This window comes from Enterobacter sp. RHBSTW-01064 (assembly GCF_014103035.1).
Classification (GTDB): Bacteria; Pseudomonadota; Gammaproteobacteria; order Enterobacterales; family Enterobacteriaceae; genus Enterobacter; species Enterobacter mori.
This window is the reverse complement of sequence record NZ_JABXOU010000003.1, coordinates 520,465-545,941: the sequence shown is the minus strand read 5'-3', so window position 1 is coordinate 545,941 and position 25,477 is coordinate 520,465. Positions and strand designations below refer to the sequence as shown.

The 25,477-nt window shown below is 58.3% G+C and carries 24 protein-coding genes; 12 read left to right on the top strand and 12 right to left on the bottom strand.

Annotated elements, in window-relative coordinates; genetic code table 11:
• Positions 1 to 29 precede the first annotated feature (29 nt).
• Complete coding sequence (yiiM, locus tag HV355_RS12790) at positions 30 to 704, bottom strand: 6-hydroxyaminopurine reductase (protein ID WP_120159759.1); 675 nt, start codon at positions 702 to 704, stop codon at positions 30 to 32.
• Between the two features lie 71 nt (positions 705 to 775).
• The gene (gene sodA, locus HV355_RS12785) at positions 776 to 1,396 is read right to left on the bottom strand and encodes a superoxide dismutase [Mn] (RefSeq protein ID WP_010436906.1); all 621 of its coding nucleotides are present in this window, start codon (positions 1,394 to 1,396) and stop codon (positions 776 to 778) included.
• A gap of 288 nt (positions 1,397 to 1,684) precedes the next feature.
• On the opposite strand from sodA, the gene rhaT reads away from it, so the two are divergent.
• Positions 1,685 to 2,719 (top strand): L-rhamnose/proton symporter RhaT, encoded by a 1,035-nt coding sequence (gene rhaT / locus HV355_RS12780; RefSeq protein WP_010436905.1) that lies wholly within the window; start codon positions 1,685 to 1,687, stop codon positions 2,717 to 2,719.
• Here the strand turns inward: rhaT and rhaR are convergent, their stop codons facing one another.
• On the bottom strand, positions 2,720 to 3,568 hold the full coding sequence (gene rhaR / locus HV355_RS12775; protein ID WP_182402122.1) for an HTH-type transcriptional activator RhaR: 849 nt from the start codon (positions 3,566 to 3,568) through the stop codon (positions 2,720 to 2,722).
• Between the two features lie 73 nt (positions 3,569 to 3,641).
• A complete protein-coding gene (gene rhaS / locus HV355_RS12770) occupies positions 3,642 to 4,478 on the bottom strand; it encodes an HTH-type transcriptional activator RhaS (protein ID WP_010436901.1) in 837 nt (278 codons plus the stop codon).
• A 301-nt stretch (positions 4,479 to 4,779) separates the two neighbouring features.
• On the opposite strand from rhaS (HV355_RS12770), the gene rhaB reads away from it, so the two are divergent.
• The 9 genes from rhaB to rhaM all read left to right on the top strand — a co-directional run bounded on the left by rhaB (position 4,780) and on the right by rhaM (position 14,677).
• Complete coding sequence (gene rhaB, locus HV355_RS12765) at positions 4,780 to 6,249, top strand: rhamnulokinase (protein WP_182402120.1); 1,470 nt, start codon at positions 4,780 to 4,782, stop codon at positions 6,247 to 6,249.
• The gene (gene rhaA / locus HV355_RS12760) at positions 6,246 to 7,505 is read left to right on the top strand and encodes an L-rhamnose isomerase (protein WP_182402118.1); all 1,260 of its coding nucleotides are present in this window, start codon (positions 6,246 to 6,248) and stop codon (positions 7,503 to 7,505) included. The genes rhaB and rhaA overlap by 4 nt, the downstream gene beginning before the upstream one ends.
• 97 nt (positions 7,506 to 7,602) lie before the next feature.
• The gene (gene rhaD / locus HV355_RS12755; protein WP_042716420.1) at positions 7,603 to 8,433 is read left to right on the top strand and encodes a rhamnulose-1-phosphate aldolase; all 831 of its coding nucleotides are present in this window, start codon (positions 7,603 to 7,605) and stop codon (positions 8,431 to 8,433) included.
• An 82-nt stretch (positions 8,434 to 8,515) separates the two neighbouring features.
• The gene (gene rhaS, locus HV355_RS12750) at positions 8,516 to 9,502 is read left to right on the top strand and encodes a rhamnose ABC transporter substrate-binding protein (protein ID WP_182402116.1); all 987 of its coding nucleotides are present in this window, start codon (positions 8,516 to 8,518) and stop codon (positions 9,500 to 9,502) included.
• Between the two features lie 107 nt (positions 9,503 to 9,609).
• Positions 9,610 to 11,112 (top strand): sugar ABC transporter ATP-binding protein, encoded by a 1,503-nt coding sequence (locus HV355_RS12745; RefSeq protein WP_182402114.1) that lies wholly within the window; start codon positions 9,610 to 9,612, stop codon positions 11,110 to 11,112.
• A complete protein-coding gene (locus HV355_RS12740) occupies positions 11,112 to 12,116 on the top strand; it encodes an ABC transporter permease (RefSeq protein WP_182402112.1) in 1,005 nt (334 codons plus the stop codon). Before HV355_RS12745 ends, HV355_RS12740 begins: the two co-directional genes overlap by 1 nt.
• Positions 12,113 to 13,120, top strand: coding sequence for an ABC transporter permease (locus HV355_RS12735; RefSeq protein ID WP_182402110.1), 1,008 nt, complete (start codon positions 12,113 to 12,115; stop codon positions 13,118 to 13,120). The genes HV355_RS12740 and HV355_RS12735 overlap by 4 nt, the downstream gene beginning before the upstream one ends.
• Positions 13,121 to 13,217: 97 nt before the next feature.
• A complete protein-coding gene (gene fucO, locus HV355_RS12730) occupies positions 13,218 to 14,366 on the top strand; it encodes a lactaldehyde reductase (RefSeq protein WP_089599303.1) in 1,149 nt (382 codons plus the stop codon).
• Positions 14,363 to 14,677 carry an L-rhamnose mutarotase gene (rhaM, locus tag HV355_RS12725; protein ID WP_120159766.1) on the top strand — a complete coding sequence of 105 codons (315 nt, stop codon included), beginning with the start codon at positions 14,363 to 14,365 and terminating at the stop codon, positions 14,675 to 14,677. The genes fucO and rhaM overlap by 4 nt, the downstream gene beginning before the upstream one ends.
• Here the strand turns inward: rhaM and HV355_RS12720 are convergent.
• The 4 genes from HV355_RS12720 to HV355_RS12705 form a co-directional block, all read right to left on the bottom strand.
• Complete coding sequence (locus HV355_RS12720; protein WP_042716414.1) at positions 14,665 to 15,942, bottom strand: MFS transporter; 1,278 nt, start codon at positions 15,940 to 15,942, stop codon at positions 14,665 to 14,667. The two genes, rhaM and HV355_RS12720, sit on opposite strands and share 13 nt — an antisense overlap.
• Positions 15,943 to 15,986: 44 nt before the next feature.
• Positions 15,987 to 18,110, bottom strand: a complete 2,124-nt coding sequence (locus HV355_RS12715) for an alpha-galactosidase (RefSeq protein WP_182402108.1) — start codon at positions 18,108 to 18,110, stop codon at positions 15,987 to 15,989.
• Between the two features lie 104 nt (positions 18,111 to 18,214).
• Positions 18,215 to 19,210, bottom strand: coding sequence for a LacI family DNA-binding transcriptional regulator (locus HV355_RS12710; protein WP_059311778.1), 996 nt, complete (start codon positions 19,208 to 19,210; stop codon positions 18,215 to 18,217).
• Between the two features lie 17 nt (positions 19,211 to 19,227).
• Entirely contained in the window at positions 19,228 to 19,776 is a 549-nt protein-coding gene (locus tag HV355_RS12705; RefSeq protein ID WP_010436871.1) for an XRE family transcriptional regulator, read from the bottom strand.
• 104 nt (positions 19,777 to 19,880) lie between these two features.
• Between HV355_RS12705 and HV355_RS12700 the strand changes: the two genes are divergently transcribed.
• Together HV355_RS12700 and HV355_RS12695 are read left to right on the top strand one after the other, a co-directional pair.
• Positions 19,881 to 20,540, top strand: coding sequence for an AzlC family ABC transporter permease (locus tag HV355_RS12700; protein WP_010436869.1), 660 nt, complete (start codon positions 19,881 to 19,883; stop codon positions 20,538 to 20,540).
• Entirely contained in the window at positions 20,540 to 20,863 is a 324-nt protein-coding gene (locus HV355_RS12695; RefSeq protein ID WP_182402106.1) for an AzlD domain-containing protein, read from the top strand. Before HV355_RS12700 ends, HV355_RS12695 begins: the two co-directional genes overlap by 1 nt.
• Positions 20,864 to 20,905: 42 nt before the next feature.
• Here HV355_RS12695 and HV355_RS12690 read toward each other — a convergent pair whose 3' ends face one another.
• The 4 genes from HV355_RS12690 to HV355_RS12675 form a co-directional block, all read right to left on the bottom strand.
• A complete protein-coding gene (locus tag HV355_RS12690) occupies positions 20,906 to 21,505 on the bottom strand; it encodes a hypothetical protein (protein ID WP_182402104.1) in 600 nt (199 codons plus the stop codon).
• Entirely contained in the window at positions 21,496 to 23,919 is a 2,424-nt protein-coding gene (locus HV355_RS12685) for a fimbrial biogenesis usher protein (protein WP_182402102.1), read from the bottom strand. Before HV355_RS12685 ends, HV355_RS12690 begins: the two co-directional genes overlap by 10 nt.
• A gap of 27 nt (positions 23,920 to 23,946) precedes the next feature.
• Positions 23,947 to 24,633: a fimbria/pilus chaperone family protein gene (locus tag HV355_RS12680; RefSeq protein ID WP_182402100.1), complete on the bottom strand. Its 687-nt coding sequence runs from the start codon at positions 24,631 to 24,633 to the stop codon at positions 23,947 to 23,949.
• 78 nt (positions 24,634 to 24,711) lie between these two features.
• Entirely contained in the window at positions 24,712 to 25,419 is a 708-nt protein-coding gene (locus HV355_RS12675) for a DUF1120 domain-containing protein (RefSeq protein WP_182402098.1), read from the bottom strand.
• Positions 25,420 to 25,477 lie beyond the last annotated feature (58 nt).

The window sequence follows — 25,477 nt, the reverse complement described above, 5'->3', positions numbered from 1 at the left end:
GCCTTACCCGGCCTACATTCTTCCGTGGGCTATTTCCCCCACAATCTCCGTGAATTATCCTCGATCTTGCCGCTTACGCGCCGCTTCTGCATCGTTCTGGTCCAGCTGGTCGATAACCCCGCCGCCGACAGCAGGCGATGGTACTGCTCGTCGTCAAACGGCATATGCCACGCAATGGCGCAGGCGTCATACACCGAAACATCGCTCAGCCGCGACGCCAGCTCCAGCGGCGCATCCGCAGAAACCTGCCCGGCCAGCACCACGCGGTACAGCCAGCCGGTTTTACCCGCATTTTGCAGCTGCTCGGACATATCGCTGATGCCGAAATGGTAGTTGAGCTTGAAGCACGGCGAGCGCGGCTGCGTCACCTGAATCAGGGCGTCGCCCCAGCGGTAAATATCACCGATAAAGACGTTTTTCTCGGTCAGCCCTTCGGTCGAGAGGTTCTCACCAAACGCGGGGGCAACAAACAGATCCGCCTGTTCGGGGAATTCGGCTTTCCAGTGCTGATAGTGCTCGCGCGGATAGTGGCACAGCGCGCGCTCGGGCCCGCCGTGGATTTTCTTTTCGGCCTGCTCGTCACCCGCCAATCCGAGGTCGGTTAACGTCAGCTCGCCGTCGACCTGAATTTTAGCGATGGCGCTCGGGCGGCTGCCGTCATACTCCCTGACCTTGCCTGTAAACACATTCACCGGGTAATGCATTGCTGCCTCCATTACGCAGATACAAAAAAAGCGAGTCATAAGACTCGCTTCTCACAGGCGTCAATGCAACCTTATTTTTTAGCGGCGAAACGCGCTGCTGCTTCGTCCCAGTTCACCACGTCCCAGAAGGCTTTGATGTAGTCCGGGCGACGGTTCTGGAATTTCAGGTAGTAAGCGTGTTCCCACACGTCCAGGCCCACGATTGGGAAGCCGGATGCGCCAGAAATTGCTTCACCCATCAGCGGGGAGTCCTGGTTAGCGGTAGAAACAACCGCCAGCTTGTCGCCTTTCAGAACCAGCCACGCCCAGCCAGAGCCGAAACGGGTTGCGGCGGCTTTTTCGAATTCCGCTTTGAAGTTGTCTACGGAGCCGAAGTCGCGCTCGATAGCCGCTTTCAGGTCGCCCTGCAGGGTGGTACCGGTTTTCAGGCCTTTCCAGAACAGGCTGTGGTTAGCGTGACCGCCCGCATTGTTACGCAGAACGGTTTTCTTGTCCGCTGGCAGCTGGTCCAGCTTGGTGATCAGCTCTTCAGCAGACAGGTTCGCGAACTCAGGCAGGCTTTCCAGCGCGGCGTTCGCGTTGTTCACATAGGTCTGGTGGTGTTTAGTGTGATGGATTTCCATCGTCTGCTTGTCGAAATGCGGTTCCAGTGCGTCGTAGGCATACGGCAGGGATGGCAGTGTATAACTCATAATCCTCTCCATTATTGTCGGGCGGCACAGCTGTTAATGCCGCGTAAGCAGTTGGTTCATTATAGTTAATTAAATGATATTGAAAATGATTATCAATGCCGTAGTTTTTATAAGGTTATTCAGTTTTCGATTAATGGCGGAAATGTGAGTCTGCTCACGCGGTTAACGTGCTGATTGCCATCCAGAACAAAAGTGCGGCAACCTTCTGAAGGTTCCCAAACCGCCTAATTTTTACACTCATCAAGTCGGCGGGAAGCCACCGACTATAAAAACGATGAGGATGTAAAAATGAATCATGCGATTACGATGGGTATCTTCTGGCATTTGATAGGCGCGGCCAGTGCTGCCTGTTTCTATGCCCCGTTTAAAAAAGTGAAAGGCTGGTCATGGGAAACCATGTGGTCCGTTGGCGGAACCGTGTCATGGCTGATTTTGCCGTGGACCATTAGCGCCATGCTGCTCCCGGATTTCTGGGGCTACTTCTCCTCCTTCAGCGCCTCTACCCTGCTGCCGGTGTTTCTGTTCGGCGCGATGTGGGGCATCGGCAACATCAACTACGGCCTCACCATGCGCTATCTCGGCATGTCGATGGGCATCGGCATCGCGATTGGCATTACGCTTATCGTCGGTACCCTAATGACGCCGATCCTCAACGGCAACTTCGACGTGCTGATCAACACCCAGGGCGGACGAATGACGCTGCTGGGCGTGCTGGTCGCGGTGATCGGCGTGGGTATCGTCACCCGCGCGGGCCAGCTGAAAGAGCGCAAGATGGGCATCAGGGCCGAAGACTTCAACCTGAAGAAAGGGCTGCTGCTGGCGGTGATGTGCGGCATCTTCTCGGCAGGCATGTCGTTCGCCATGAACGCCGCCAAACCGATGCACGAAGCGGCCGCGGCGCTGGGCGTTGACCCGCTGTACGCTGCCCTGCCAAGCTACGTGGTGATCATGGGCGGCGGCGCCCTGGTGAATCTCGGCTTCTGCTTCATTCGTCTGGCAAAAGTGAAGAACCTGTCGGTAAAAGCCGATTTCTCGCTGGCAAAACCGCTCATCATCACTAACGTGCTACTCTCCGCTCTCGGCGGCCTGATGTGGTACCTGCAGTTCTTCTTCTACGCCTGGGGCCACGCCAGCATTCCGGCGCAGTACGACTACATGAGCTGGATGCTGCACATGAGCTTCTACGTGCTGTGCGGCGGGCTGGTGGGGCTGGTGCTGAAGGAGTGGAACAACGCCGGGCGTCGTCCGGTGGGCGTGCTGAGCCTGGGCTGCGTGGTGATTATCATTGCCGCCAACATCGTTGGCCTCGGCATGGCGAACTGATTACGCCACCTTTCGACTGCGATGACGCCACTGAACCGGCGTCATCCCCACCTCGCGGTTAAACACCACCGAAAAGTAGTTGCTGTCCTCAAAGCCGCAGCGCATCGCCACTTCACTCACCATCAGCTCCGTATGCTGAAGCAGATACTGGGCGTGGCAGATGCGCAGCTGGCGCAGGTAGTGGTTCACCGTCATCCCTGTCTGGGTGCGGAACTGCTGGCGCAGCGCGCGCTCGCTGCACTGCTCCTGCTCGCAGAATTTCTCCAGCACGAAGCTTCTGTTCAGGCTGCCCGCAAGCGTGGTGATGAGCTTGTCCAGCAGCGCTTCCTGCGTGGTGGCGGAGGGGTTGTCGGTGGCGTAACGGTAGCGTTTCAGCGTCATCACCAGCTGGGCGAAAAGCAGCTCCGCCATCTGGTTGGCGACCGGGTCGCTCTTCTGACTCTCCTGCTCCAGCTGAGAGATAACCTGCCGAACCTGGGTCATGCCGCCGCTGCTTAAGCGCCAGTGCGGTTCTCCTCGGGCATCAAGAAAACCGGGGATGTTGGCCGCCCAGTCGACGTTAAGCCTGAGCCTGTCCGGGCAGTAGATGACGTTCTGCAGCACCAGGTCGTTAACCGAGGCGTAGGAGTGTTTATCTTCGGCGCGGATGTAGAACAGATCCCCGCGCGTGATGCGGTAGGGTCGGTCGTTGAGGACGTGCAGGCCGTTGCCGCGCCACACCAGCACCAGCTCGCAAAACTCGTGGGTATGCTCGGCAAAGACGTTTTGCGGGTAGCGATCGGCCACCGCGACGGCCTGACTCGCGGAGGCAAAAAAATCATCTTTGCGAAGGATTAACTGAGCAGCCACACCACGACCTCTGTGCCGAAAAACCTGACATTATTAGCTTTATTGCGGCAATAAAACGGTGACTGCCCTCGCGTTACTGAAGCAATGCGTCTTTTCCCTGACGAATATCGCGCGGAGACCAGCTAAACTCCCGACGGAAAAGCGTCGAAAAGTGGTTACTGTCGCCGAAACCGCAGCGATAGGCGATATCCGTGACGCTTTCGTCAGTATGGCGTAAAAGATGACGCGCTTTGATTAACCGCAGGCGGTTAAGGTAGCGTTGCGGCGTCAGCCCGGTGTGCTGCTTCAGCTGGCGATGCAAGGTGCGCAGCGACAGCGAAAAATCATCCGCCAGCGTTTCCCAGCAGACATCTTCGGCGAAATGGTCTTCCAGCCAGGCCATCAGATGGTTCAGCCGGGCGTCGTTATTTTCCAGCCCCTCCACCAGACTACTGCGGCGCAGCAGCACCAGCAGCTGCATGAACAGCAGCTCGCGCGTGGCAATGGCGTGCGTCTCCTGCCCGTCCTCGCTCTGCTCCATCTGGCTCACCAGCTGTCGCACCTGCTGTAAGGTGGACTGATTCACCCGCCAGTGCGACGGATAGTGTCCGTCCTGCTCCTGCGGTAGCAGTTGATTCAGCCCTGAGAGAAACTGGAACGCGTCCGGGGAACGATAGAGCACGTTGGTCAGGCACAGGTTGTCGGTATGTTCATACAGGTGCCTGTCGTGGTCCCGCACGAAGCACACGGTGCCGCCGCTGATGGTGTACGGCTGGCCGTTAAACACGTGAATGCCCGTCCCGTGCTCAACAATCACAATCTCATGAAAATCATGATGATGCTCCGGGAACGCGGCCTGAGGGAGCCGCGGCTCAATCGCGACGGGCGACCCTCCTGCAGGGAAAAAATCCACGCTGTGTAGTACGGTCATAACGGCCCCCACCAATGAGAAATGTTCTCAAAATAGTAATTAAGGCCTTGCGCCCTCACCTTAAATTTTCGGCAGCAAACCTCGCAAAAGCTGTCCGTTTTTCAAGAAACCAGCGGAAAGATCGGGAAATGCGGTAAGCGTCACACTGCCTGAAAACCCCGCTATTACTGGAAACTGTGAACTCCCTCACGTTCATCTTTGCTTTCTTGCCAGCGCCGGATTTGGCCTGTCAGTGGCGAGAAGGTGCCTTTTTCTTCCCTTTCTTACACTCACCGCTAATGAATTAAGAAAGGATCCGACCATGACTTTTCGCCATTGTGTGGCTGTCGATTTAGGCGCATCCAGCGGCCGCGTAATGCTCGCCACCTGGGACTGTAGCCAGCGCACACTTTCGCTTCGCGAAATGCACCGTTTCGCCAACTGCCTGAGAAAGCAGGACGGCGTTGAGACCTGGGATATCGATGCCCTGGAGGCGGAGATCCGCACCGGGCTGAACAACGTCTGCAATGACGGCATTCGCATCGATAGCATCGGCATTGACACCTGGGGCGTGGACTACGTGCTGCTGGACGGTAACGGCGAGCGCGTCGGTCTGCCCGTCTCCTACCGCGACAGCCGCACCGACGGCCTGATGGCGCACGCCATCGCCCAGCTTGGCAAGGACAACATCTACGGGCGCAGCGGCATTCAGTTTCTGCCGTTTAACACGCTGTACCAGCTGCGCGCTCTCGTCGAGCAGCAGCCGGAGCTGGTCGCGAACGTGGCCCACGCGCTGCTGATCCCGGATTACCTGAGCTACCGCCTGACCGGCAATATGAACTGGGAATACACCAACGCCACCACCACCCAACTGGTGAACATCAACACCGATAACTGGGACGAAAACCTGCTGGCGTGGACGGGCGCATCGCCGTCCTGGTTCGGCACGCCAACGCACCCCGGAAATGTGATCGGTCAGTGGATTTGCCCGCAGGGGAATGAAATCCCCGTCGTTGCCGTCGCCAGCCACGATACCGCCAGCGCGGTCATTGCCTCGCCGCTCGCCAGCAAAGACGCGGCGTACCTTTCTTCCGGCACCTGGTCGCTGATGGGCTTTGAGAGCAAAACGCCGTACACCAGCGATGCCGCGATGGCGGCGAACATCACTAACGAAGGTGGTGCGGAAGGGCGCTATCGCGTGCTGAAAAACATCATGGGCCTGTGGCTGCTTCAGCGCGTTCTGAAAGAGCAAAACGTTACCGACCTGCCTGCGCTTATCGCGGAGACCGAAAAGCTGAAGGCCTGCACCTTCCTGATCAACCCAAACGACGACCGCTTTATCAACCCGGCGCACATGAGCGCCGAAATCCAGGCCGCCTGTTTCGCCGCCGGGCAGCCGGTGCCGTCCAGCCCGGCAGAGCTCGCGCGCTGCATTTTTGACAGCCTCGCCCTGCTGTATGCCGACATCCTCAGCGAGCTAGCCGATCTGCGCGGCAAGCCGTTCAGCCAGCTGCACATCGTGGGTGGCGGCTGCCAGAACCAGCTGCTGAACCAGCTTTGCGCGGATGCCTGCGGCATCACCGTGGTGGCGGGCCCTGTAGAGGCTTCCACACTCGGCAATATCGGCATTCAGCTGATGACGCTGGACGAACTCTCCAACGTTGACGACTTCCGTTCGGTGGTGGCGGCGAACGCCAGCCTGACCACCTTCACCCCCAATCCCTGCCATGAGATTGCCCGCCACCGGGCGCAGTTTCAGCAAAAACGACTGACTAAGGAGCTTTGCGCATGACCACTCAATTAGAACAAGCCTGGGACCTGGCTAAACAGCGTTTCGCCGCCGTCGGCGTGGATGTCGAAGAGGCCCTGCGCCAGCTCGACCGTCTGCCCGTCTCTATGCACTGCTGGCAGGGCGATGACGTCGCCGGTTTCGAGAACCCGGGCGGTTCCCTGACGGGTGGTATTCAGGCCACGGGTAATTATCCGGGCAAAGCGCGTAACGCGACCGAGCTGCGCGCCGACCTGGAGCAGGCCCTGAGCCTGATCCCGGGGCCAAAACGCCTGAACCTGCACGCGATTTACCTCGAATCGGACGAGCCGGTGGCGCGCAATGAAATCAAACCGGAACACTTTAAGAACTGGGTGGAGTGGGCAAAAGCCAATAAGCTGGGCCTGGATTTCAACCCGTCCTGCTTCTCGCATCCGCTGAGCGCGGACGGTTTTACCCTCGCCCACGCGGACGATGAAATCCGTCAGTTCTGGATCGAACACGTGAAGGCCAGCCGCCGCGTGTCTGCGTACTTTGGCGAGCAGCTTGGCACGCCGTCGGTGATGAACATCTGGATCCCGGACGGCATGAAGGACATCACCGTCGACCGTCTGGCTCCGCGCCAGCGCCTGCTGGCCGCGCTGGATGAGGCCATCAGCGAGAAGCTGGACCCGGCGCACCACATCGACGCCGTCGAGAGCAAGCTGTTCGGCATTGGCGCCGAGAGCTACACCGTCGGCTCGAACGAGTTCTACATGGGGTACGCCACCAGCCGCCAGACCGCGCTGTGCCTGGATGCCGGTCACTTCCATCCGACCGAGGTGATCTCCGACAAAATCTCCGCTGCCATGCTCTACGTGCCGCGCCTGCTGCTGCACGTCAGCCGCCCGGTGCGCTGGGACAGCGACCACGTGGTGCTGCTGGATGACGAAACCCAGGCAATTGCGAGCGAAATCATCCGCCACGACCTCTTTGACCGCGTCCACATCGGCCTCGACTTCTTCGATGCCTCCATCAACCGCATCGCAGCGTGGGTTATCGGCACCCGCAACATGAAGAAAGCCCTGCTGCGGGCGCTGCTGGAGCCTGTCGCCACGCTGAAACAGCTGGAGGCTAACGGTGACTACACCGCGCGTCTGGCGCTGCTGGAAGAGCAGAAATCCCTGCCGTGGCAGGCGGTGTGGGAAATGTACTGCCAGCGTAACGATGCGCCTGCGGGCAGCCAGTGGCTGGACAACGTGCGGGCGTATGAGAAAGACGTTCTTGCCGCTCGTCAGTAAAAAAACATCGCCCGGCGGCGCGTTGCTTGCCGGGCCTACAGGTAAAAGTAGGCCGGGTAAGCGTAGCGCCACCCGGCATTTTCAAAGGAAACACAGAATGCAGACCATCACCACTTCCTGGTTCGTCCAGGGCATGATCAAAGCCACCTCTGACGCCTGGCTGAAGGGTTGGGACGAGCGCAACGGCGGCAACCTGACGCTGCGCCTGGACGACGCGGATATCGAACCCTTCGCGGCCGATTTCCACCAGAAGCCGCGCTATATCGCACTGAGCCAGCCGATGCCGCTGCTCGCCAACACGCCGTTTATCGTCACCGGTTCTGGGAAGTTTTTCCGTAACGTCCAGCTCGACCCGCAGGCCAACCTCGGCGTGGTGAAGGTGGACAGCGACGGCGCGGGCTACCACATTCTTTGGGGTCTGACCGATGAAGCGGTGCCAACCTCTGAACTGCCGGCGCACTTCCTCTCCCACTGCGAGCGCATTAAAGCCACCAACGGCAAAGACCGCGTGATCATGCATTGTCACGCCACCAACCTGATCGCCCTGACCTACGTGCTGGAAAACAGCGCTGATTTTATTACCCGCAAGCTGTGGGAAGGCAGCACCGAGTGTCTGGTGGTGTTCCCGGACGGCGTCGGCATTCTGCCGTGGATGGTGCCGGGTACCGACGAAATTGGCCAGGCAACCGCAACGGATATGCAAAAACACGCCCTGGTGCTATGGCCGTTCCACGGCGTCTTCGGCAGCGGCCCTACGCTTGATGAAACCTTTGGCCTGATCGACACCGCCGAGAAATCCGCGGAGGTGCTGGTGAAGGTCTATTCCATGGGCGGCATGAAGCAGACCATCACCCGGGAAGAGCTGATCGCCCTGGGCAAACGCTTTGGCGTCACCCCGATGCAGTCCGCGTTAGATCTGTACCCATAACAACATCGCGCCCCGCTCACCGAGACGGGGCGAAAACCACCTGCAATCCCTACAACTAACTCAAGTCAGTGGAGTAAAAGCAATGAAAATAAAGACAAGCTTGATCCTCACCGTTGCCGCTCTGGCGTTGTCCGGTTCCGCTTTAGCTGAAGTGAAAATCGCCCTGGTGGCGAAGTCCTTAGGGAATGGATTCTTCGAAGCAGCGAACGTCGGCGCGCAGGAGGCGGCCAAAGAGTTAGGCGATGTAAAAGTGATTTATACCGGCCCGACCACCACCACGGCAGAAGCGCAGATCGAGGTGCTGAACGGACTGATCGCCCAGGGCGTGGATGCGATCGCGATTTCCGCGAACGATCCGGACGCCGTCGTACCGGTGCTGAAAAAAGCGATGCAGCGCGGCATCAAGGTGGTGTCGTGGGATTCTGGCGTAGCGAAAGCCGGGCGTCAGATCCACCTGAACCCGTCCAATAACGCCCTGATTGGTGAAACCAACGTCAAGCTCGCCACCGACGCGCTGAAGGCGCTGAACGTCGAGAAAGGCGACGTGGCGGTGCTGAGCGCAACGCCAACTTCCACCAACCAGAACACCTGGATTGCGGAGATGAAAAAGGTGCTGCCGAAGTACCCGTCGGTCAATCTGGTGACCGTGGCCTACGGCGACGATCTCTCTGATAAAAGCTATCGCGAGGCGGTCGGCCTGCTGAAAACCTACCCTGATTTGAAAGTGATCGTTTCACCGTCGTCCGTGGGCATTGTCGCTGCGGCGCAGGCGGTGAAAGACCAGGGCAAGATCGGCAAAGTGTACGTCACCGGGTTAGGCCTGCCGTCTGAAATGGCGGGCGCGGTGAAATCCGGCGCGAGCAAAAGCTTTGCCATCTGGAACCCGATTGACCTGGGCTATGCGGCAACCTATTTAGCAGACGATCTGGTGAAAGGCACCGCCACGAAGGGCGAGGCCAGCATGGGCAAGCTGGGCAAAGTGAAGCTGGATGCCGACGGCAACGGGGCGATGGCTGAGCCGTTCGTCTACGACGCCAGCAATATTGATAAGTTCTCGAAAATCTTTTGATCCTTTCCCCCCTCACCCCCTCTCCCCAAAGGGGCGAGGGGCTCGATCGGTTCCCTCTCCCCTCCGGGGAGAGGGTTAGGGTGAGGGGTAATCTACGGAGAACTATCATGACCCCATTGCTACAGCTTTCTGGCATCACCAAGGTGTTCCCCGGCGTGCGTGCCCTTGAGAACGTGCAGCTTGCGCTCTGGCCCGGTAAAGTGACGGCGCTTATCGGCGAAAACGGCGCGGGCAAGTCGACGCTGGTTAAAGTGATGACCGGCATTTACCAGCCGGACGAGGGCGAGATCCTCTACAAGGCGATACCCGTTCACCTCCCGACGCCAGACTCGGCGCATAAGATCGGCATCACCGCTATTCATCAGGAAACCGTCCTGTTCGATGAACTCTCGGTCACCGAAAATATCTTTGTCGGGCAGTACCTCTACAAAGGCTTTCTGAAAACGCTCGACTGGCCGGAGATGCACCGCCGGGCGCAGGCGATCCTCAGCCGCCTTGAAGTGCAAATCGACCCGCGCGCGACGCTAAAAACATTGAGCATCGCCCAGCGCCACATGGTTGCCATCGCCCGCGCGCTGTCGTTTGAGGCGCAGGTGGTTATTCTTGATGAACCTACAGCGGCGCTGTCGCAGCACGAAATCCTCGAGTTTTACCAAATCGTTGAGCGCCTGAAGCAGGAGGGAAAGGCCATCCTGTTTATCTCCCACAAGTTCGACGAAATCTTCGAACTTGCAGATCACTACACCATTTTGCGCGACGGCGTGTTCGTCGGAGAAGGCGCGATGAGTGGGATAACCGAGGAGCGGATGGTATCAATGATGGTCGGGCGCGCCATCACCCAGACCTTCCCGAAGGTGGCGTGCGAAAAAGGCGAGACGGTGCTGGAGGTAAAAAATCTCTGCCACCCGACCGAGTTCGCCAATATCTCCTTCTCCCTGCGTAAAGGGGAAATCCTCGGCTTCTACGGGCTGGTGGGCGCCGGGCGTACCGAGCTGATGCAAGCGCTTTCCGGCGTCACGCGGCCATCGTCAGGCGAAATTATTCTTAACGGTCAGGCCCGGCGCTTCCGCCAGCCTGCGGATGCGATCAAAGCCGGTATCGTCTGCGTGCCGGAAGAGCGGCAGAAGCAGGGCGCGATTATCGAACTGTCGATTGCCCAAAACATCAGCCTGCCGCAGCTCGGCAAGCTCAACCCGAGCGGCGTGCTGCACGACGACCGCGAATGGCGGCTGGCGGATGAATACGCCAAACGTCTGCAGGTGAAAGCCTTTAGCTGGAAGCAGGCGGTGCAGACCCTCTCCGGCGGCAATCAGCAAAAGGTGGTTATCGGCAAGTGGCTGGCGACGCATCCTGACGTGATCATCCTCGATGAGCCAACAAAAGGCATCGATATCGGCTCAAAGGCCGCCGTTCATCAATTTATGTCTGAACTGGTCGCTCAGGGGCTGGCGGTGATTATGGTCTCCTCTGAACTGCCGGAGGTGATGGGCATGGCGGATCGCATCATCGTGATGCACGAAGGGCTGATGGTGGCCGAATACCGCGCGGGTGACGCGACGGCGGAAACCATCGTCAGCGCCGCCAGCGGTGCAAAACAGGAGGCGGCATAATGCTTAACTCGCTGTTAAAACACCGCGAAGCCCTGCTGGGCGCGGTGATTGTGCTGATGGTCATCGCCATCGGCAGCCGCGTGCCGTCGTTTATCGCGCCGGGCAATCTGGTGGAGATGTTTAACGATACCGCCATCCTGATCGTCCTCGCGCTCGGGCAGATGATGGTGCTGCTCACCAAAGGCATCGATCTCTCAATGGCGGCCAACCTGGCGCTGACCGGGATGATTGTCGCCCTGATTAACGTCCATTACCCGGACGTGCCGGTCTGGGCGCTGCTGATCCTCGCCAGCGCGCTCGGGCTGCTGATGGGCGCGATTAACGGCCTGCTGGTGTGGAAGCTGGGCATTCCGGCGATTGTGGTGACGCTCGGGACGATGAGCATCTACCGCGGGATTATCTTTTTGCTCTCCGGCGGCGGCTGGGTGAACGCCAACCAGATGGGCGCGGACTTCCTCGGCCTGCCGCGCGCCTCGGTGCTGGGCCTGCCGGTGCTGAGCTGGTGCGCCGTTGCTGCGCTGCTGCTGGTGGGCTACTTCCTGCGCTACAGCCGTACCGGACGGGCGCTGTACACCGCGGGCGGCAACGCCACAGCGGCCTACTACACCGGGATCAACGCCGGGAAAATGCAGTTCGTCAGCTTCTGCCTTTCCGGCCTGCTGGCCGGGTTCTGCGGGTATCTGTGGATTTCGCGCTTCGCAGTGGCCTACGTCGACGTGGCGAATGGCTTTGAGCTGCAGGTGGTTGCAGCCTGCGTGATTGGCGGCATCAGCACCATGGGCGGCACCGGGCGCGTGCTCGGCTGCCTGTTCGGCGCGCTGTTCCTCGGCGTGATCAACAACGCCCTGCCAGTGATCGGCGTCTCCCCGTTCTGGCAAATGGCAATTTCCGGCACGGTGATCGTGATTGCGGTGCTGCTGAACGAACGCAGCAACAGGCGTAAAGGACGGCTGATTCTGCGCGACGCGGCGCTGGCACGTCAGAAAATGGCGGTGAAATCATGAGCAAAATGATGGCCTCTGAAGAGATCAAAAACGTGCCTGCTGTGCCGGGCATTTTCCAGCGCCTGCTGTGCTGGGAAGGATTCCTGCTGGCGGTGACGCTGGCGGTGTTCGTGGTGAACGCGCTGGCCTCACCCTACTTCCTCAACGTCTGGAATCTCTCCGACGCGACGTTCAACTTCACCGAAAAAGCGATCATCGTGTTGCCGATGGCGATGCTGATTATCGCCCGGGAAATTGACCTGTCGGTGGCATCCACCATTGCGCTTAGCTCCACGATGATGGGCTTCTGCGCGGCGGCGGGCGTGGATACGCCGCTGCTGGTCTGCGTCGGGCTGGGCGTGGGGCTGCTGTGCGGACTGTTCAACGGCATTCTGGTGACGCGCTTCAACCTGTCGTCCATCGTTATCACCATCGGCACCATGAGCCTGTACCGCGGGATCACCTACATCCTGCTCGGCGATAAGGCGCTGAACAGCTACCCGGAAAGCTTCGCCTGGTTCGGCCAGGGCTACGTCTGGGGCGCGCTGTCGTTTGAGTTCGCGCTGTTTATCGTGCTGGCCGCGGTGTTTGCCTTTGTGCTGCACCGCACCAACTTTGGCCGCCGCACCTACGCCATCGGCAATAACCCGACCGGCGCGTGGTATTCCGGCATCAACGTGAAGCGCCACAACCTGATCCTGTTCGCGCTGGTGGGGCTGATGTCCGGCCTGGCGTCGGTGCTGCTCACCTCGCGCCTGGGCAGCACCCACCCGACGATTGCGATGGGCTGGGAGCTGGCGGTGGTGACGATGGCGGTGCTCGGCGGCGTCAATATTCTCGGCGGGTCCGGCAGCATGGTGGGCGTGATTATCGCCGCCTTCCTGATGGGACTGGTGACCTTTGGCCTGAGCCTGCTCAACGTGCCCGGCATCGTGATGTCGGTGATTATCGGCGCGATGCTGATCGTGGTGATTTCGCTGCCGATTATTACCCGCCGGGTAATGCAGCGAAGACGGATCTCATAGCCGGGTGGCACTGCGTTTACCCGGCCTACTTAACCGTAGGCCCGCGCAAGCGCAGCGCCGCCGGGCATAAAAATCACAGTAATTAAGGAGAATTATCATGAGCTTTATGTTGGCGCTTCCAAAAATCAGCCTGCACGGCGCGGGCGCAATCGGCGATATGGTCAACCTGGTGGCGAGCAAGCAGTGGGGAAAGGCGCTGGTTGTCACCGACGGTCAGCTGGTAAAACTCGGCCTGCTCGACAGCCTGTTTAACGCGCTGGATGCCCATCAGATGTCGTATCACCTGTTCGATGAGGTGTTCCCGAACCCGACGGAGGCGCTGGTGCAGAAAGGCTATGCGGCATATCAGGACGCGGAGTGTGATTACGTGATTGCCTTCGGCGGCGGCAGCCCGATTGATACCGCCAAGGCGATCAAAATCCTCACCGCCAATCCCGGTCCGTCAACCGATTACTCCGGCGTCGGCAAAGTGAAAAACGCGGGCGTGCCGCTGGTGGCGATCAACACCACCGCAGGCACGGCGGCGGAGATGACCAGCAACGCGGTGATCATCGACTCCGCGCGGCAGGTGAAAGAGGTCATCATCGATCCGAACATCATCCCGGATATCGCCGTGGACGATGCCAGCGTGATGCTCGATATTCCCGCCTCCGTGACCGCCGCAACCGGCATGGATGCGTTGACTCATGCGATTGAAGCCTACGTGTCCGTCGGCGCGCACCCGCTCACTGATGCCAACGCGCTGGAGGCGATTCGCCTGATCAACCTGTGGCTGCCGAAAGCGGTCGAGGACGGTCATCACCTTGAAGCGCGTGAGCAGATGGCGTTTGGTCAGTATCTGGCGGGCATGGCGTTTAACAGTGCGGGCCTTGGCCTTGTGCATGCTTTAGCGCACCAGCCGGGCGCGACGCACAACCTGCCGCACGGCGTGTGCAACGCCATCCTGCTGCCGATCATCGAAAACTTTAACCGTCCGCACGCGGTCGCCCGCTTTGCCCGCGTGGCGCAGGCGATGGGCGTCGATACGCAGGGGATGAGCGATGAAGCCGCCAGCATGTCGGCCATTCAGGCGATTCGCGACCTGAGCGCTCGCGTCGGCATTCCGTCCGGCTTCAGCAAGCTCGGCGTGACCAAAGCGGACATCGAAGGCTGGCTGGATAAAGCCCTCGCCGACCCGTGCGCGCCGTGCAATCCGCGCACCGCCAGCCGCGATGAGGTCCGCGAGCTGTACCTGGAGGCACTATGATCCGCAAAGCCTTTGTGATGCAGGTAAACCCGGACGCGCACGAGGAGTACGCGCGCCGCCACAACCCTATCTGGCCCGAGCTGGAAGCGGTGCTGAAAGCCCACGGCGCGCACCACTACGCCATCTATCTCGACAAAGCCCGCAACCTGCTGTTTGCCACCGTGGAGATTGAATCGGAGGAGCGCTGGAACGCGGTAGCGAATACCGACGTCTGCCAGCGCTGGTGGAAGCATATGGGTGACGTTATGCCGTCGAACCCGGATAACAGCCCGGTGAGCGCGGAGCTGAAAGAGGTGTTTTACCTGGACTGATGTGTTAACGCTGCTGCCCCCGAGGCGGCAGCAATCTCCCGCCTGCCACTCAGCGTAAACGCCGACACCACCGTAATCGCCAGCACGAAACATCCCAGCATCAGGTACGTCTCCTGGAAGCCGATCCGGTCATACATATTCCCGGCAAAGGCGGAGAGAAAAATCGCCGCCGACTGTTTGGCAAACTGGAAGCCGATCAGGTAAATGGTGGCCGAAAGCCGCGTATCAAACACGCCCGTAATGTACTTGAATGCACCCACCAGCAGGAACGGGACCTCCAGCGCGTGCAGCATCTTGAGGGCAATCACCTCCACGGCGGTGGTGGCGAACGACGAGCCGATAATGCGCGTCGCCATAATCACTCCGGCGATCAGCAGCGTGTTTTTCGCGCCGATGCGGTTAATGATCCACGGCGAGCAGAACATGATGATGGCGTTGCAAATTTCCCCCGCCGTGGTGGCAAAGCCAAAGGCGCGGGTGCCTTCCTGTGGCGTGGCGAAGAAGGTTTTAAAGAAGGTGGCAAACTGCTGGTCGAAAACGTCATACACGCAGGCCACGCCAATCACGTACAGAATGAACATCCACATTCTGCGCTGGCGGAACAGGTTGAACACGGTTTTGGCAGTGATCTGCGGCTGATTCGCGCCCAGGGCGTTCATGACCTGCGCCGTCTGGTTGGGCTTCGGCTTCGCAACGACCAGCAGCAGCATCAGCAACAGCGCTGCTCCCGAGCCCATCCAGAAAACGTACGACGGATCGATGCCAAAAAGGATGCCGCCCGTTGAGGCACATAGCCCCCAGCCGAGGCAGCCGAACATGCGCGCCTTGCCGTATTCGAAGAAGCTGTTGCGGCTCACGCGCTCGATGTAGGCCTCAATTGCCCCCGATCCCGCCGAGAAGACAAAGCCGATATACAGCCCGCCGCTCAGCGCGCCCAGCCAGATATTGGTTTTCAGCAGCGGCGCGAAGACGTACAGGAAGAACGGCGCGAACAGGAACAGCAGCACCGCGATGATCCACAGCAGGTGTTTTTTCAGCCCAAGCTTGTCCGAAATCACCCCCAGCACCGGCTGGAAGGCGATGGCCGACAGCGAGATGCAGGAGAAGACAATCCCGGTATGGGTTTTATTCAGGCCGATGATGTCCGACAGCCAGATCGGCAGGAACGGAAAGCAGGTGGCCATAATGAAGAAGTAGAGAAAGAAGAACAGCCCGAAGATCCAGAAGTTAGGGTTGTCTTTGTGGGTACAGGTTGTTGTGTTCATTATTTTTATCCTCAACGGAGGGCCGGCTGCCCGGCCCTTCAACCTTACACGCGTTCGACGCCAATCAAAATGGCGGTCTCCGGGTCCAGAATCGGCAGCGCAATACCCGCCTGCATCAGCCACTCGCCGCTCACCGTTTGCGGCGCTTCCATCCACGAAGGCAGCTTGCGCATGGTGTGTCCACCCTCACCCGTAATCTGGATGTTCGGGTGATCGAGCAGCGTGATGCGGTACTGCGCGCTGGCGTTTAACCCCGGCATGCGCAGCGGCATCATCAGGGTGTAATCCGGCATCGCAAGCTGGCTGACCATAAACAGCCCCTGCGCTTTGTCTTTGCTCACAATACCCTGTGCCAGGGTGGTAGCGTCCGGCATATCAATACGCCACTGGGTACCATGGTGGATCACCTCGCGCCACTGTTTGTGCAGCGCGGCGTAGTACCGATAGCCTTCGCGTTCATCTTCATCGACGGTAAGCGGATCCAGCTCCAGCCCCATATGGCCAAACAGGGCCGTCAGCCCGCGAAACTGGATGCTATGCTGGCGGAAGGTGGCGTGGCATTTATGATGACCGATATGCGCGCCCATCACCTCCGGCGGGAAGAAGTAGCTCATGCCGCGCTGGATGGTGCTGCGCTCCAGGGCGTCGTTGTTGTCGGACGCCCAGAAGCGGTGGCTGCGGGTCAGCACTTCGTAATCAATACGCCCGCCACCCGACGAGCAGGATTCAAACTCAATGTGCGGGAAGCGCTCACCCAGCACGTCCAGCAGGCGGTAAAACTGGCGGGTCTGCGCGTCGGCGGCGGCTTTACCCTTGTGTCCCGGCTGCACCAGCTCGCGGTTCATGTCCCACTTCACGTAGTCGACCGCGTGTTCGCCCAGCAGCCAGCTCATGCGCTCCACGAGGTAGTCAAAGGCTTCCGGGATGTTCAGGTTGAGCACCAGCTGATGACGCCCGGTCGCCTGATCGTAGCCCGGCAGCGCCAGCACCCAGTCAGGGTGCGCGCGGTACAGATCGGAGTCCGGGTTGATCATCTCCGGTTCAACCCAGATGCCAAACTCCATGCCGAGCCGTTTAACGTGGTCGATCACCGGCGTCAGGCCGTTCGGGTATTTTTTCTCGTCCAGATACCAGTCGCCCAGCGCGGCGCGATCGTCGTTGCGGCCTTTGAACCAGCCGTCGTCGATAATAAAGCGTTCCACCCCAAGCGCCGCGGCCTCGTCGGCCATGCGCATGATGTAGTCCGGGTCGTGGTTGAAGTAGATCCCTTCCCAGGTATTGAGGTGCACCGGGCGCGGTTTGTTTTCCGGGAAGCGGATAACGTTATTGCGCAGATAGCGATGGAACTGCTGGCTCATGCCGTTCAGGCCCCGCGTGGAGTAGCTGGCATACAGGCGCGGCGTCCAGAGCGTGTCGCCCTCCTCAACCGCCATTTCCCCCGGCAAGTAGAGCGCTTCGGCCTGCAGGTAGCGACGACCATCGGTTTTCGCTTCCGCGCGCAGGCGATGGTTGCCGCTCCAGCCCAGATGCACGCCCCAGACGTCGCCCTGCATTTCGCTAAACGACGACGTACCGGCAATCAGCGCCGGGAAGTGCTCGTGGGAGGTTTTTCCGCGGCGGTTTTCAATCAGGAAACTGTCGTGTTCAAGCCTGACGCGGTGCGGCTGAAATTCCCGGATCCAGCGTCCGTGAAACGCCATCACCTCCTGCGCGCGCTCGGCCACCGGCAGCGTGACGGCGAAACGGTCCACCTGCCACGGCTGCGCCTTCAGATTGGTTAATCCGTGGCGCACGACCAGCACGCCGCTGGCGTCCAGCGCCAGCTCGCTGGTCAGGCGCAGACCCGCATGTTCATCTTCAGCGGTAATCGTCAGGGTGTTTAACGCCTGCTGCACCTGCGTAGTTTTGAACACCGGGGAGCCGTCCAGCCCCTGGCGATGCCCCTCAATACCCGGCGAGCCAAACAGGCCGTGTCCCAGCTCCGCCATCAGCGTGACCGGGGAGTCGACATCCAGCCTGCCGTTTGCGACCGGGCGCGCAATGCTAAGCACATCGTGCGGCGAAAAGTGCTGAAGGTGCGGCCCCCAGTAGAGAATTTCGGCGAATGGGTGGCTTTTAACCACCACGTCTACCGTATTGCTTTCGAGTCGAAAAATGGAATCTTGCATCAGACATCTCCTGTCGTCGGGATGTCCTGAGTGTTGATCCGAAACGTTTCGGATACAAACCAAAACGTTTCGGTTCTGTGATCGGGTTTGGAATTTTAGTGGGTTTAGGCCGTCTGGCCCGGAGAAAATTCAGGCTGCCAGAGCACCTGAAGCTGCTCGATATCGTCGCCGTTAATCAGCTGGCGCACCATATCGGCAATCTGTTTTCCGACGCCCTGACGGGTGGACTGAATGACTGACGCTACGTCGATATCGACAATGCTGTCCTGCGGCAGGCCGTCGTAGACCACCAGCGAGACGGCGTTGTCGCCGGATAAGCGCCCCATCTGCGCCAGCGCCATCGCCGCGCCGTCGCCGTGGGTATTGCAGTCGGTAATGATGGCCGTGGGCGGCTGCGGCAGAGCGAGAAGCTCTTTGGTGGTGGCATACCCCACGCGGCGCGACGGCGGCATGGCGCGCAGCCATTCACTGGAAAGCCCGGCTTCTCGCAGGGCATCGAGAAAGCCCTGACGACGCTGGGTAATAAACGCCTGATTGTTGCTTTCGCCCAGCAGCGCGATGCGCTGATGGCCTTTCTCGATCAGCCAGCGGGTAGCCTGATGCGTACCGGCGTAGTTGTCGAAGTCAAACCACGCGTACGGCTGCGGGAGGTGGCTACGCCCGAGCGCCAGGAAAGGAAAACCGGCGGCCTGCAGCTGCTCAAGACGCGGATCGTGGTCCAGCGTGTGCGCTACGATCAGCGCATCCACGCGGCGGCTCTGCACCATGCGCATGTAGCTGTGCTTATCGGCCAAATCATCATCGGCAATCAGCAGTAAATCGATTTCATGTCGCGCCAGTTCGTGGCTAATTTCGCCGACCATGTCCATAAAAACGCTATTATTGAGCGGAACGGGATGCACGGGGAACACCAGCCCGACGGCGTCGATTTTGCCCATCTTGAGGCGGCGGGCGAAGGTGTTAGGTCGGTAGCCACGGCGCTGAGCCTCTGCTTCCACGCGGGCGCGCGTCTCGGCGGAGACGTCGTCATATCCGTTGAGTGCGCGGCTGACGGTGGTGACTGACAGCCCCAGTTCTTTGGCAATGGCTTTAAGCGACATGAGTTTCCGTATCTCTGTTAGTTCTGTTCCGCCACCAGTAGCGCGTGCGTATCCGGCTCCAGCGCCTTAAAGATATGCGGCAGATCGGCGGGATAACAGATGTAATCCCCCGGGCCGAGCTCTTCCGCTGCGTCGATCAGGCCGACTAACGCGCGCCCCTGCGTCACAATAATATGTTCAACGGACCCCGGCGGATGCGGCTGGGATATACGGTCTGCGCCCGGCTGGGTGAGCAGCAGATAGATGTCGCGCCGCGCGCCCGGCGGACACGCCGCCAGCAAAATAGCTTCGTAGTTAGCCTGCCCGGCAACGACCTTCGTTCCCTCTCCACGGCGGATGACCTGTGTTGTCGTCTGCTGTGGTTCCAGCAGGCGGGCGAAAGGGATATCCAGCGCCACGCAAAGCGACCACAGCGTCTCCAGGCTCGGGTTACCGTTACCGGACTCCAGCTGAGAAAGCGTGGACTTTGCTATTCCGGCACGACGGGCAATTTCCGCCAGTGAAAGCCCGGTTCGCAGGCGTTCTCGCACCAGGCTTTTGGCGATCACGCTGATTGGCTGCGTCATAAAACGGCCCTTTTTGTTCTATAAATCGAACGAATCGTTCGTCTTGAAAAACGTCTCTGTTGCGTTCATTATAATGGATACACGTTCGATATGGCTAAAATTGTATGAAGCATCATCTCTCCTGCCTGAAAGGCGACACGATCAAAGCAATCATCCTGGTTTGCCTCGCGGTGGGCGTGGTCGGGATGTCCTACGGCTCGCTGGCGATGGCCTACGGTTTCCCGCTGTGGGTGCCGTTTGTGCTCTCCCTTACCGTGCTGGCGGGCGCATCGGAATTTATGTTTATCGGCATCGTGGCGAGCGGTGGGAACCCGCTGGCCGCAGCGGCAGCCGGATTACTGGTGAACGCCCGCCACGTGCCATTTGGCGTGACGGTGCGGGAACTGGTGGGCAAACGCGGCCTGAGCTTTTTGGGCTGCCACATCATGAACGATGAAAGCGTGGTCTTTGGCCTGTCGCAGAAAACCCCAGAACAGCGTAAAGCGGCCTACTGGCTGTGCGGTTTGGGCGTGGCAATCATCTGGCCGCTGGGCGCGCTGCTGGGTGCCATGGTCGGCAAACTGTTGCCAGACCCGGAAACCATTGGGCTGGATGCGGTATTTCCCGCCATTTTGCTGGCGTTAGTGGTGCCTGCTTTTAAAAACCGCACCACGCTAATCCGCGCCTGCAGCGGTGCCGTATTGTCGCTGGCCGCCGTGCCGTTTGCCCCGGTGGGCCTGCCGGTGCTGCTCTCTTTACTCGGCCTTGCCGCGAGGAAAAAATAATGGGAAACATGACGGTCTTTGTTCTCGGCATCGCCGTTCTTTCTCTGGGAACGTATTTGATGCGCCTCGGCGGGGCAAAACTGGGCAACCGGCTGGCGCTTTCCGAGCGATCACAGGCCCTGCTTTCCGATGCGGCAACGGTGTTGCTGTTTTCGGTGGCGCTGGCGACCACGTTTTATGAAGGGGAACATTTCGCCGGGATGGCGCGGGTGCTGGGCGTGGCGTTTGCGGTGTTTCTGGCCTGGCGGAAGATGCCTTTAATTGTGGTGATCGTAGCGGCAGCGGTGGTAACGGCGCTGCTGCGTCTGGCGGGACTCCACTAAGAAGAATGCCCGACAGAACAGGTCTGTCGGGCATCATAGAGGTTATCGCGCAGGAAGTGTATCGAGGTTAAGAGTAAGCATCTCGTTAAAATCCGTGGTGTTGGTAACACCAAATGCTTCGTCAGAAAGATAGGTCGTAATCATCATGGTGGCGGTAAACTGCTCGCCCACCACTTCCGTGCCGTTAACCGCAGCCAGGGCTTTTTCAGGCTTCAGCGTAACCTGTGATGCGCCACCCTGAACGGCAACCGCACCAATATCGACCGCAGCCAGTTGCACCGGACTCCCGTCAACGCGCCCATTCCTGAATTCGATTTTCATTGCGCCGCTGTCCGTAAAGCGATACGCCATGTTCTGTCGGGCAGCACCGTCAACGGAAATGCGCATTTTGCGCGCATCGGGGCACAGGACGGAAACCTGAAACTCGCGCGTGACCGAGGCATAACCGTTATAGACCTTACCCACATGCTCAGTGGAGGCCTTCCGCATATCCTCCTTACGGTAGCGCCCGTAATCGACTTTCTTCACAGCCGACATCATGTCACAGTCTTCCTCAGCGGCCTTCGCCATCCCCGGAAGGCCCGATGCGCCGCAGAGCAACACAAGCATCAGCGCGTATTGACGAACGTTGTTCAGAGACATTTCCCTGTCACCTCTTCATAGAATTTATTTGGTTCCGCCTCTGGCAGGGTATACGTCAGCTTGCAACGCCCTTCATCCAGCTTCGCATACAGCTGCTGGCTGGCGGAGATATCGTTCAGGAAGATCACGCCATCTTCGGGTGCGCTCGTCACATACTCCCCTGCGGCGTCTACAATCGAGACCCCTTCCGGCAGCGGCGTGCCGTCCGCACGTTGAATATTGAGCAGCACGCGGCGCTGGCTTAACGTCGCAAACTCCCACTTCGCCACGGCGCCGTGAGACGCTTTGATCGCCGTTCGACCGTTTCTCACGTCCAGATTGCCTGGCAGACTTTCCGTGTTGATCTCAATCGAGCTTTCACGGAACGGCGTCAGCGCAGGAATAATTGCCCGGCCCCATTTGTCCGTCCATACCGCGCCGCGCGTGGTGTCAATCTCGATACCGGCCACCGGTTTATCCAGTCTGGCAATGGCATAGGTATCGCTAACGCGGTAAGGCGAGAAGGTCACCCCGTCGCTGTGGGCGACAATGCCACCGCTTAACGATGCAGAGTAGTTGGTATTGTTGTCGTTATCTCCCCCTGCGGCCAACGCCAGGTTGGTGTAATGCAGATTACTGTTCAACGAACTATCCCAACTGGTGGTGTTTTCATCCTGGTCCTGAGTGACCCCAACCATGTACTGGTTCTCAGCGTTGAGCGAGCCCATCGCCCGCGTGCCGTAGGAGCTCTTACCTTCACTCTCGCGATACCAGGAGCTGGTCGTCACCCCGGACCGCCCCAGCGGGATCGACACGTTGACGTAAAACTGGTCGTTATCGCTACTGTCGTTTCGGCTGACATCCGACTCCCAGTTCACGCTCACGTTGAAGTATTTAAAGGTTTGTGACCACGACGAGATAAACCGGCGGCTGTCGTATTCGCTGTTCCAGCTCTCATTGCGGTAATAGCTTAGAGAGAAGCGGCCGAGCGTCGCGTTTGACCAGTTGATGCCGACGGTAGAGTCGTATTTGGTTTGCGACATATCGTCATCGTCACCGTAGAGTTCCGTCATCTCGCGATAATCAGGGGTGCCGTAGCTGCCGCCCAGTGAAAGTCCAATGCCCCATGGCAGGGCATACCCTAAATCCAGCGTCGTTTTGTTGCCGTCGGTTTGCGTCTGGTTGTCGATTGACGCCAGAAAACCCAGCGAGGCATACAGGTTCTGCATGGGCACGGTATCCAGGTTGCCGGAGAAGCCGTAATAGTGGTTATCCGCCATGACCATGCCGGCGAGGAAATTCATCCGCTTGTTGAGAGACCAGCCGTTGTTGGCTGAAACTACCCACGGGTTTTCGAACCGCGAATCCATATCTTCCACACGACCCGCAGCCAGCGTAAAGCCCGGTGCGCGCCCCACATGATTACTGCGGAACGTACTTGCCGAGACGGTGAACCGGTTTTCGCTGCCGTCAGTCTCAGTGACGGTTACGTTAAGGTCGGTATTAAGATTAGCCAGCGGCACATCATCTAAGTTAAACGGCCCGGCGGGAACCAACGTGGAGTAGATGAGCTGTCCGCCCTGGCGGATATCGACGCGCGCCTGCGGATTACGGGCAATACCGCTGACTTCGACACCTGTACCCGTCTGGGAAGCGAGTGCGGTATCCGGCATCATCTGGACCCCGTAAATACTCGGGATACTGAAGCGGCTGTTGGCGACGTTAATCTGACCGCCCTGCACCATGACGCCGTAATCGGTAAAGGTACGTTGGGCATAGGTGTAGAGAGACTCGACGTCAAAACCCTGATCGCTGCCGTCGCTAATAAACTGCGTGCTGCGTACAATCCAGTCGCCGGCGTTAAAGCCCATTTCAAAGGTCGACTGGAAACGGTCGGCGTTGTCACCATCATATTGATTATGGGTGCCGAACATGGAGTAATTCAGCATGGCTGCACGTCCGCCGCTTACCTCTGCGAACTGGCGGCCGTAATCAGGGTCTACCGCTTCCGGCGGAACGACCACCGATATTTCTTCAATATCTGGTGATGTCTGAATCGTTGACCCGGACCAGTATTGATGAATCTTCGGGCAGGCCCCTCTTTTAATCTGTTTAATCAGACCCGCGTTTTCCAGAAACTCTTTATCAATACAGGGCGTTCCTTCTTCATCAAATTTCACCGGCATAATATTGCGCGGCTTACCGTTAATATTAACCGTCACATTATGGTAGCCAGGGGTAAAACGGGGAGCAAGGGAATAGTAATCCGCAATGGCCGGATCAAGCCCGTTATTTTTTAACGCATCACCATCAAATATGGCTCGCGCCAGCTCCATTGATTCATTTGCCGTAGAGGAGATTTCAGCCCGAATATTAAATGCCAACGCGCTAAGGCAAAACACGAGCATTCCCTTTTTACAGGAACCGTTTAACATAACTACTCCATGTACCGTTAAGTGATTTTATTGCTTAAGGTCGGCAATATAACTACTTGCCTTATAGCCATAGCGCGTTGCCGGATAGATTTCGATTTGTTTTTCGGATGCTGATATTTTGGCTGACGCGCTGGCCGTCATTTTTTCGCCAGGAAGAATATAAGTCTTATTCAATTTCGCGACCGTACCCGACGCCATTAATTTTACCTTTTGCTCCATGCGGACCACATAAGGCGTAGTGTTCTCCACCGTCACGTTGCCATTGTTAATCTGCCAGGTGAGGGCCTTCCAGGGCTCAATATTTACCGCCAGACCTGCCGGGTGAATAATGACGGGAAGATTTTGGCTAAACACCACTTTAACTTTGTTTTTTTCACGCTGCGGGATGGCGGTAAAAATAACGCGCTTGAAATGTTCCACCTTCAGCGGCTCAGCGCTGCTTTTCAGGACAAAGCGTACGCGCTGGGTTTTACCCGCATCTACTCGCACAACCGGCTGCGTGGCAATCAGGCCAGGTTTTGGGTCATCCGGGAGATCTATAATTTTGGTGTACAGCAGCTGTGCTTCAGCATCGGTGTTTTTGACATCCATGCTGGCTCCCTGCTTGTCTTCATTGACAATAAGCAGCGAGGTATCCGGCACCATCCCGGCAGCCATACCGTTGAATGAGGCCAGCAGGCAGGCACAGATCAGCGTTCTCTTGAAAAGCAGCATAATATTAGTCCATTAATATCGATAAATGACACCCCACCGGAGTGAGGTGTCAGGTATTTCAAAATGCGTGAGGAGCGATTACAGATAAACCAACTCAACGTTGGTTAAGCCGTCAAGCGTGGCTTCATCCGTGATATTTAAATCGTTAGTTGGGTTAATCATCGCGGCGACACCTACGTTAAAGTTAACGTTGGTTTGTGCGACAGGCGTGCCGCCCAAGGTGTCACTGAAGGAATATAATTCGCTTTTGTCTGTGCTAACTTTTAAATAGCGCTCTCCGCCTGTGGTTGCCCACGTTGTTCCGTTATCGCGCGATGCGGTAGGATACAGTTCATCGCCAGCGTCGTTCGTGACAGCGCCTTTCGTCATCTGAATCGCTAATGAATAGGCACCAATTTTCTTACCATTGTACATACCCAGCCCTGCGGTTTGGTACGCCTCTCTGCCAAATTCCGTATCAATAAAATTGGTCGGCAAAACTTGAGTTGGTCCTGAGTCCGCATGGGCATCATTAAACGTTACTGCAATGCGCGTGGGCTCTTCGCAGGTAATAGAAATAGGAATAATTTTCACATCTGCCAAAGGTGTAGCCGACGTGGAATTCAGTGAAGACACACTTATCGTGCCATAATCAGCAATACCACCACCGCTAATAAATGCAGGCGTACAGGAAGCGGGAACGATTTTACCGGTCACCTGAATATCAACACTTGAAGCGGCCATAGCAGAGGACGCCACGACAGCCAGCGCGGACGCCAGCATTCCTTTTTTGAACATCGCGTTCATTTAATTTCCTTATAAAAGTGAAATACAAAATATGCCAAATAATTAATATTTGGCCTGA

Excerpts from the sequence above, each read along its gene's own strand:
- yiiM (WP_120159759.1), bottom strand. The coding sequence starts at position 704 with ATGCATTACCCGGTGAATGTGTTTACAGGCAAGGTCAGGGAGTATGAC.
- sodA (WP_010436906.1), bottom strand. The coding sequence starts at position 1,396 with ATGAGTTATACACTGCCATCCCTGCCGTATGCCTACGACGCACTGGAA.
- rhaT (WP_010436905.1), top strand. The coding sequence starts at position 1,685 with ATGAATCATGCGATTACGATGGGTATCTTCTGGCATTTGATAGGCGCG.
- rhaS (WP_010436901.1), bottom strand. The coding sequence starts at position 4,478 with ATGACCGTACTACACAGCGTGGATTTTTTCCCTGCAGGAGGGTCGCCC.
- rhaB (WP_182402120.1), top strand. The coding sequence starts at position 4,780 with ATGACTTTTCGCCATTGTGTGGCTGTCGATTTAGGCGCATCCAGCGGC.
- rhaA (WP_182402118.1), top strand. The coding sequence starts at position 6,246 with ATGACCACTCAATTAGAACAAGCCTGGGACCTGGCTAAACAGCGTTTC.
- rhaD (WP_042716420.1), top strand. The coding sequence starts at position 7,603 with ATGCAGACCATCACCACTTCCTGGTTCGTCCAGGGCATGATCAAAGCC.
- rhaS (WP_182402116.1), top strand. The coding sequence starts at position 8,516 with ATGAAAATAAAGACAAGCTTGATCCTCACCGTTGCCGCTCTGGCGTTG.
- HV355_RS12745 (WP_182402114.1), top strand. The coding sequence starts at position 9,610 with ATGACCCCATTGCTACAGCTTTCTGGCATCACCAAGGTGTTCCCCGGC.
- HV355_RS12740 (WP_182402112.1), top strand. The coding sequence starts at position 11,112 with ATGCTTAACTCGCTGTTAAAACACCGCGAAGCCCTGCTGGGCGCGGTG.
- HV355_RS12735 (WP_182402110.1), top strand. The coding sequence starts at position 12,113 with ATGAGCAAAATGATGGCCTCTGAAGAGATCAAAAACGTGCCTGCTGTG.
- fucO (WP_089599303.1), top strand. The coding sequence starts at position 13,218 with ATGAGCTTTATGTTGGCGCTTCCAAAAATCAGCCTGCACGGCGCGGGC.
- rhaM (WP_120159766.1), top strand. The coding sequence starts at position 14,363 with ATGATCCGCAAAGCCTTTGTGATGCAGGTAAACCCGGACGCGCACGAG.
- HV355_RS12720 (WP_042716414.1), bottom strand. The coding sequence starts at position 15,942 with ATGAACACAACAACCTGTACCCACAAAGACAACCCTAACTTCTGGATC.
- HV355_RS12715 (WP_182402108.1), bottom strand. The coding sequence starts at position 18,110 with ATGCAAGATTCCATTTTTCGACTCGAAAGCAATACGGTAGACGTGGTG.
- HV355_RS12710 (WP_059311778.1), bottom strand. The coding sequence starts at position 19,210 with ATGTCGCTTAAAGCCATTGCCAAAGAACTGGGGCTGTCAGTCACCACC.
- HV355_RS12705 (WP_010436871.1), bottom strand. The coding sequence starts at position 19,776 with ATGACGCAGCCAATCAGCGTGATCGCCAAAAGCCTGGTGCGAGAACGC.
- HV355_RS12700 (WP_010436869.1), top strand. The coding sequence starts at position 19,881 with ATGAAGCATCATCTCTCCTGCCTGAAAGGCGACACGATCAAAGCAATC.
- HV355_RS12695 (WP_182402106.1), top strand. The coding sequence starts at position 20,540 with ATGGGAAACATGACGGTCTTTGTTCTCGGCATCGCCGTTCTTTCTCTG.
- HV355_RS12690 (WP_182402104.1), bottom strand. The coding sequence starts at position 21,505 with ATGTCTCTGAACAACGTTCGTCAATACGCGCTGATGCTTGTGTTGCTC.
- HV355_RS12685 (WP_182402102.1), bottom strand. The coding sequence starts at position 23,919 with ATGTTAAACGGTTCCTGTAAAAAGGGAATGCTCGTGTTTTGCCTTAGC.
- HV355_RS12680 (WP_182402100.1), bottom strand. The coding sequence starts at position 24,633 with ATGCTGCTTTTCAAGAGAACGCTGATCTGTGCCTGCCTGCTGGCCTCA.
- HV355_RS12675 (WP_182402098.1), bottom strand. The coding sequence starts at position 25,419 with ATGAACGCGATGTTCAAAAAAGGAATGCTGGCGTCCGCGCTGGCTGTC.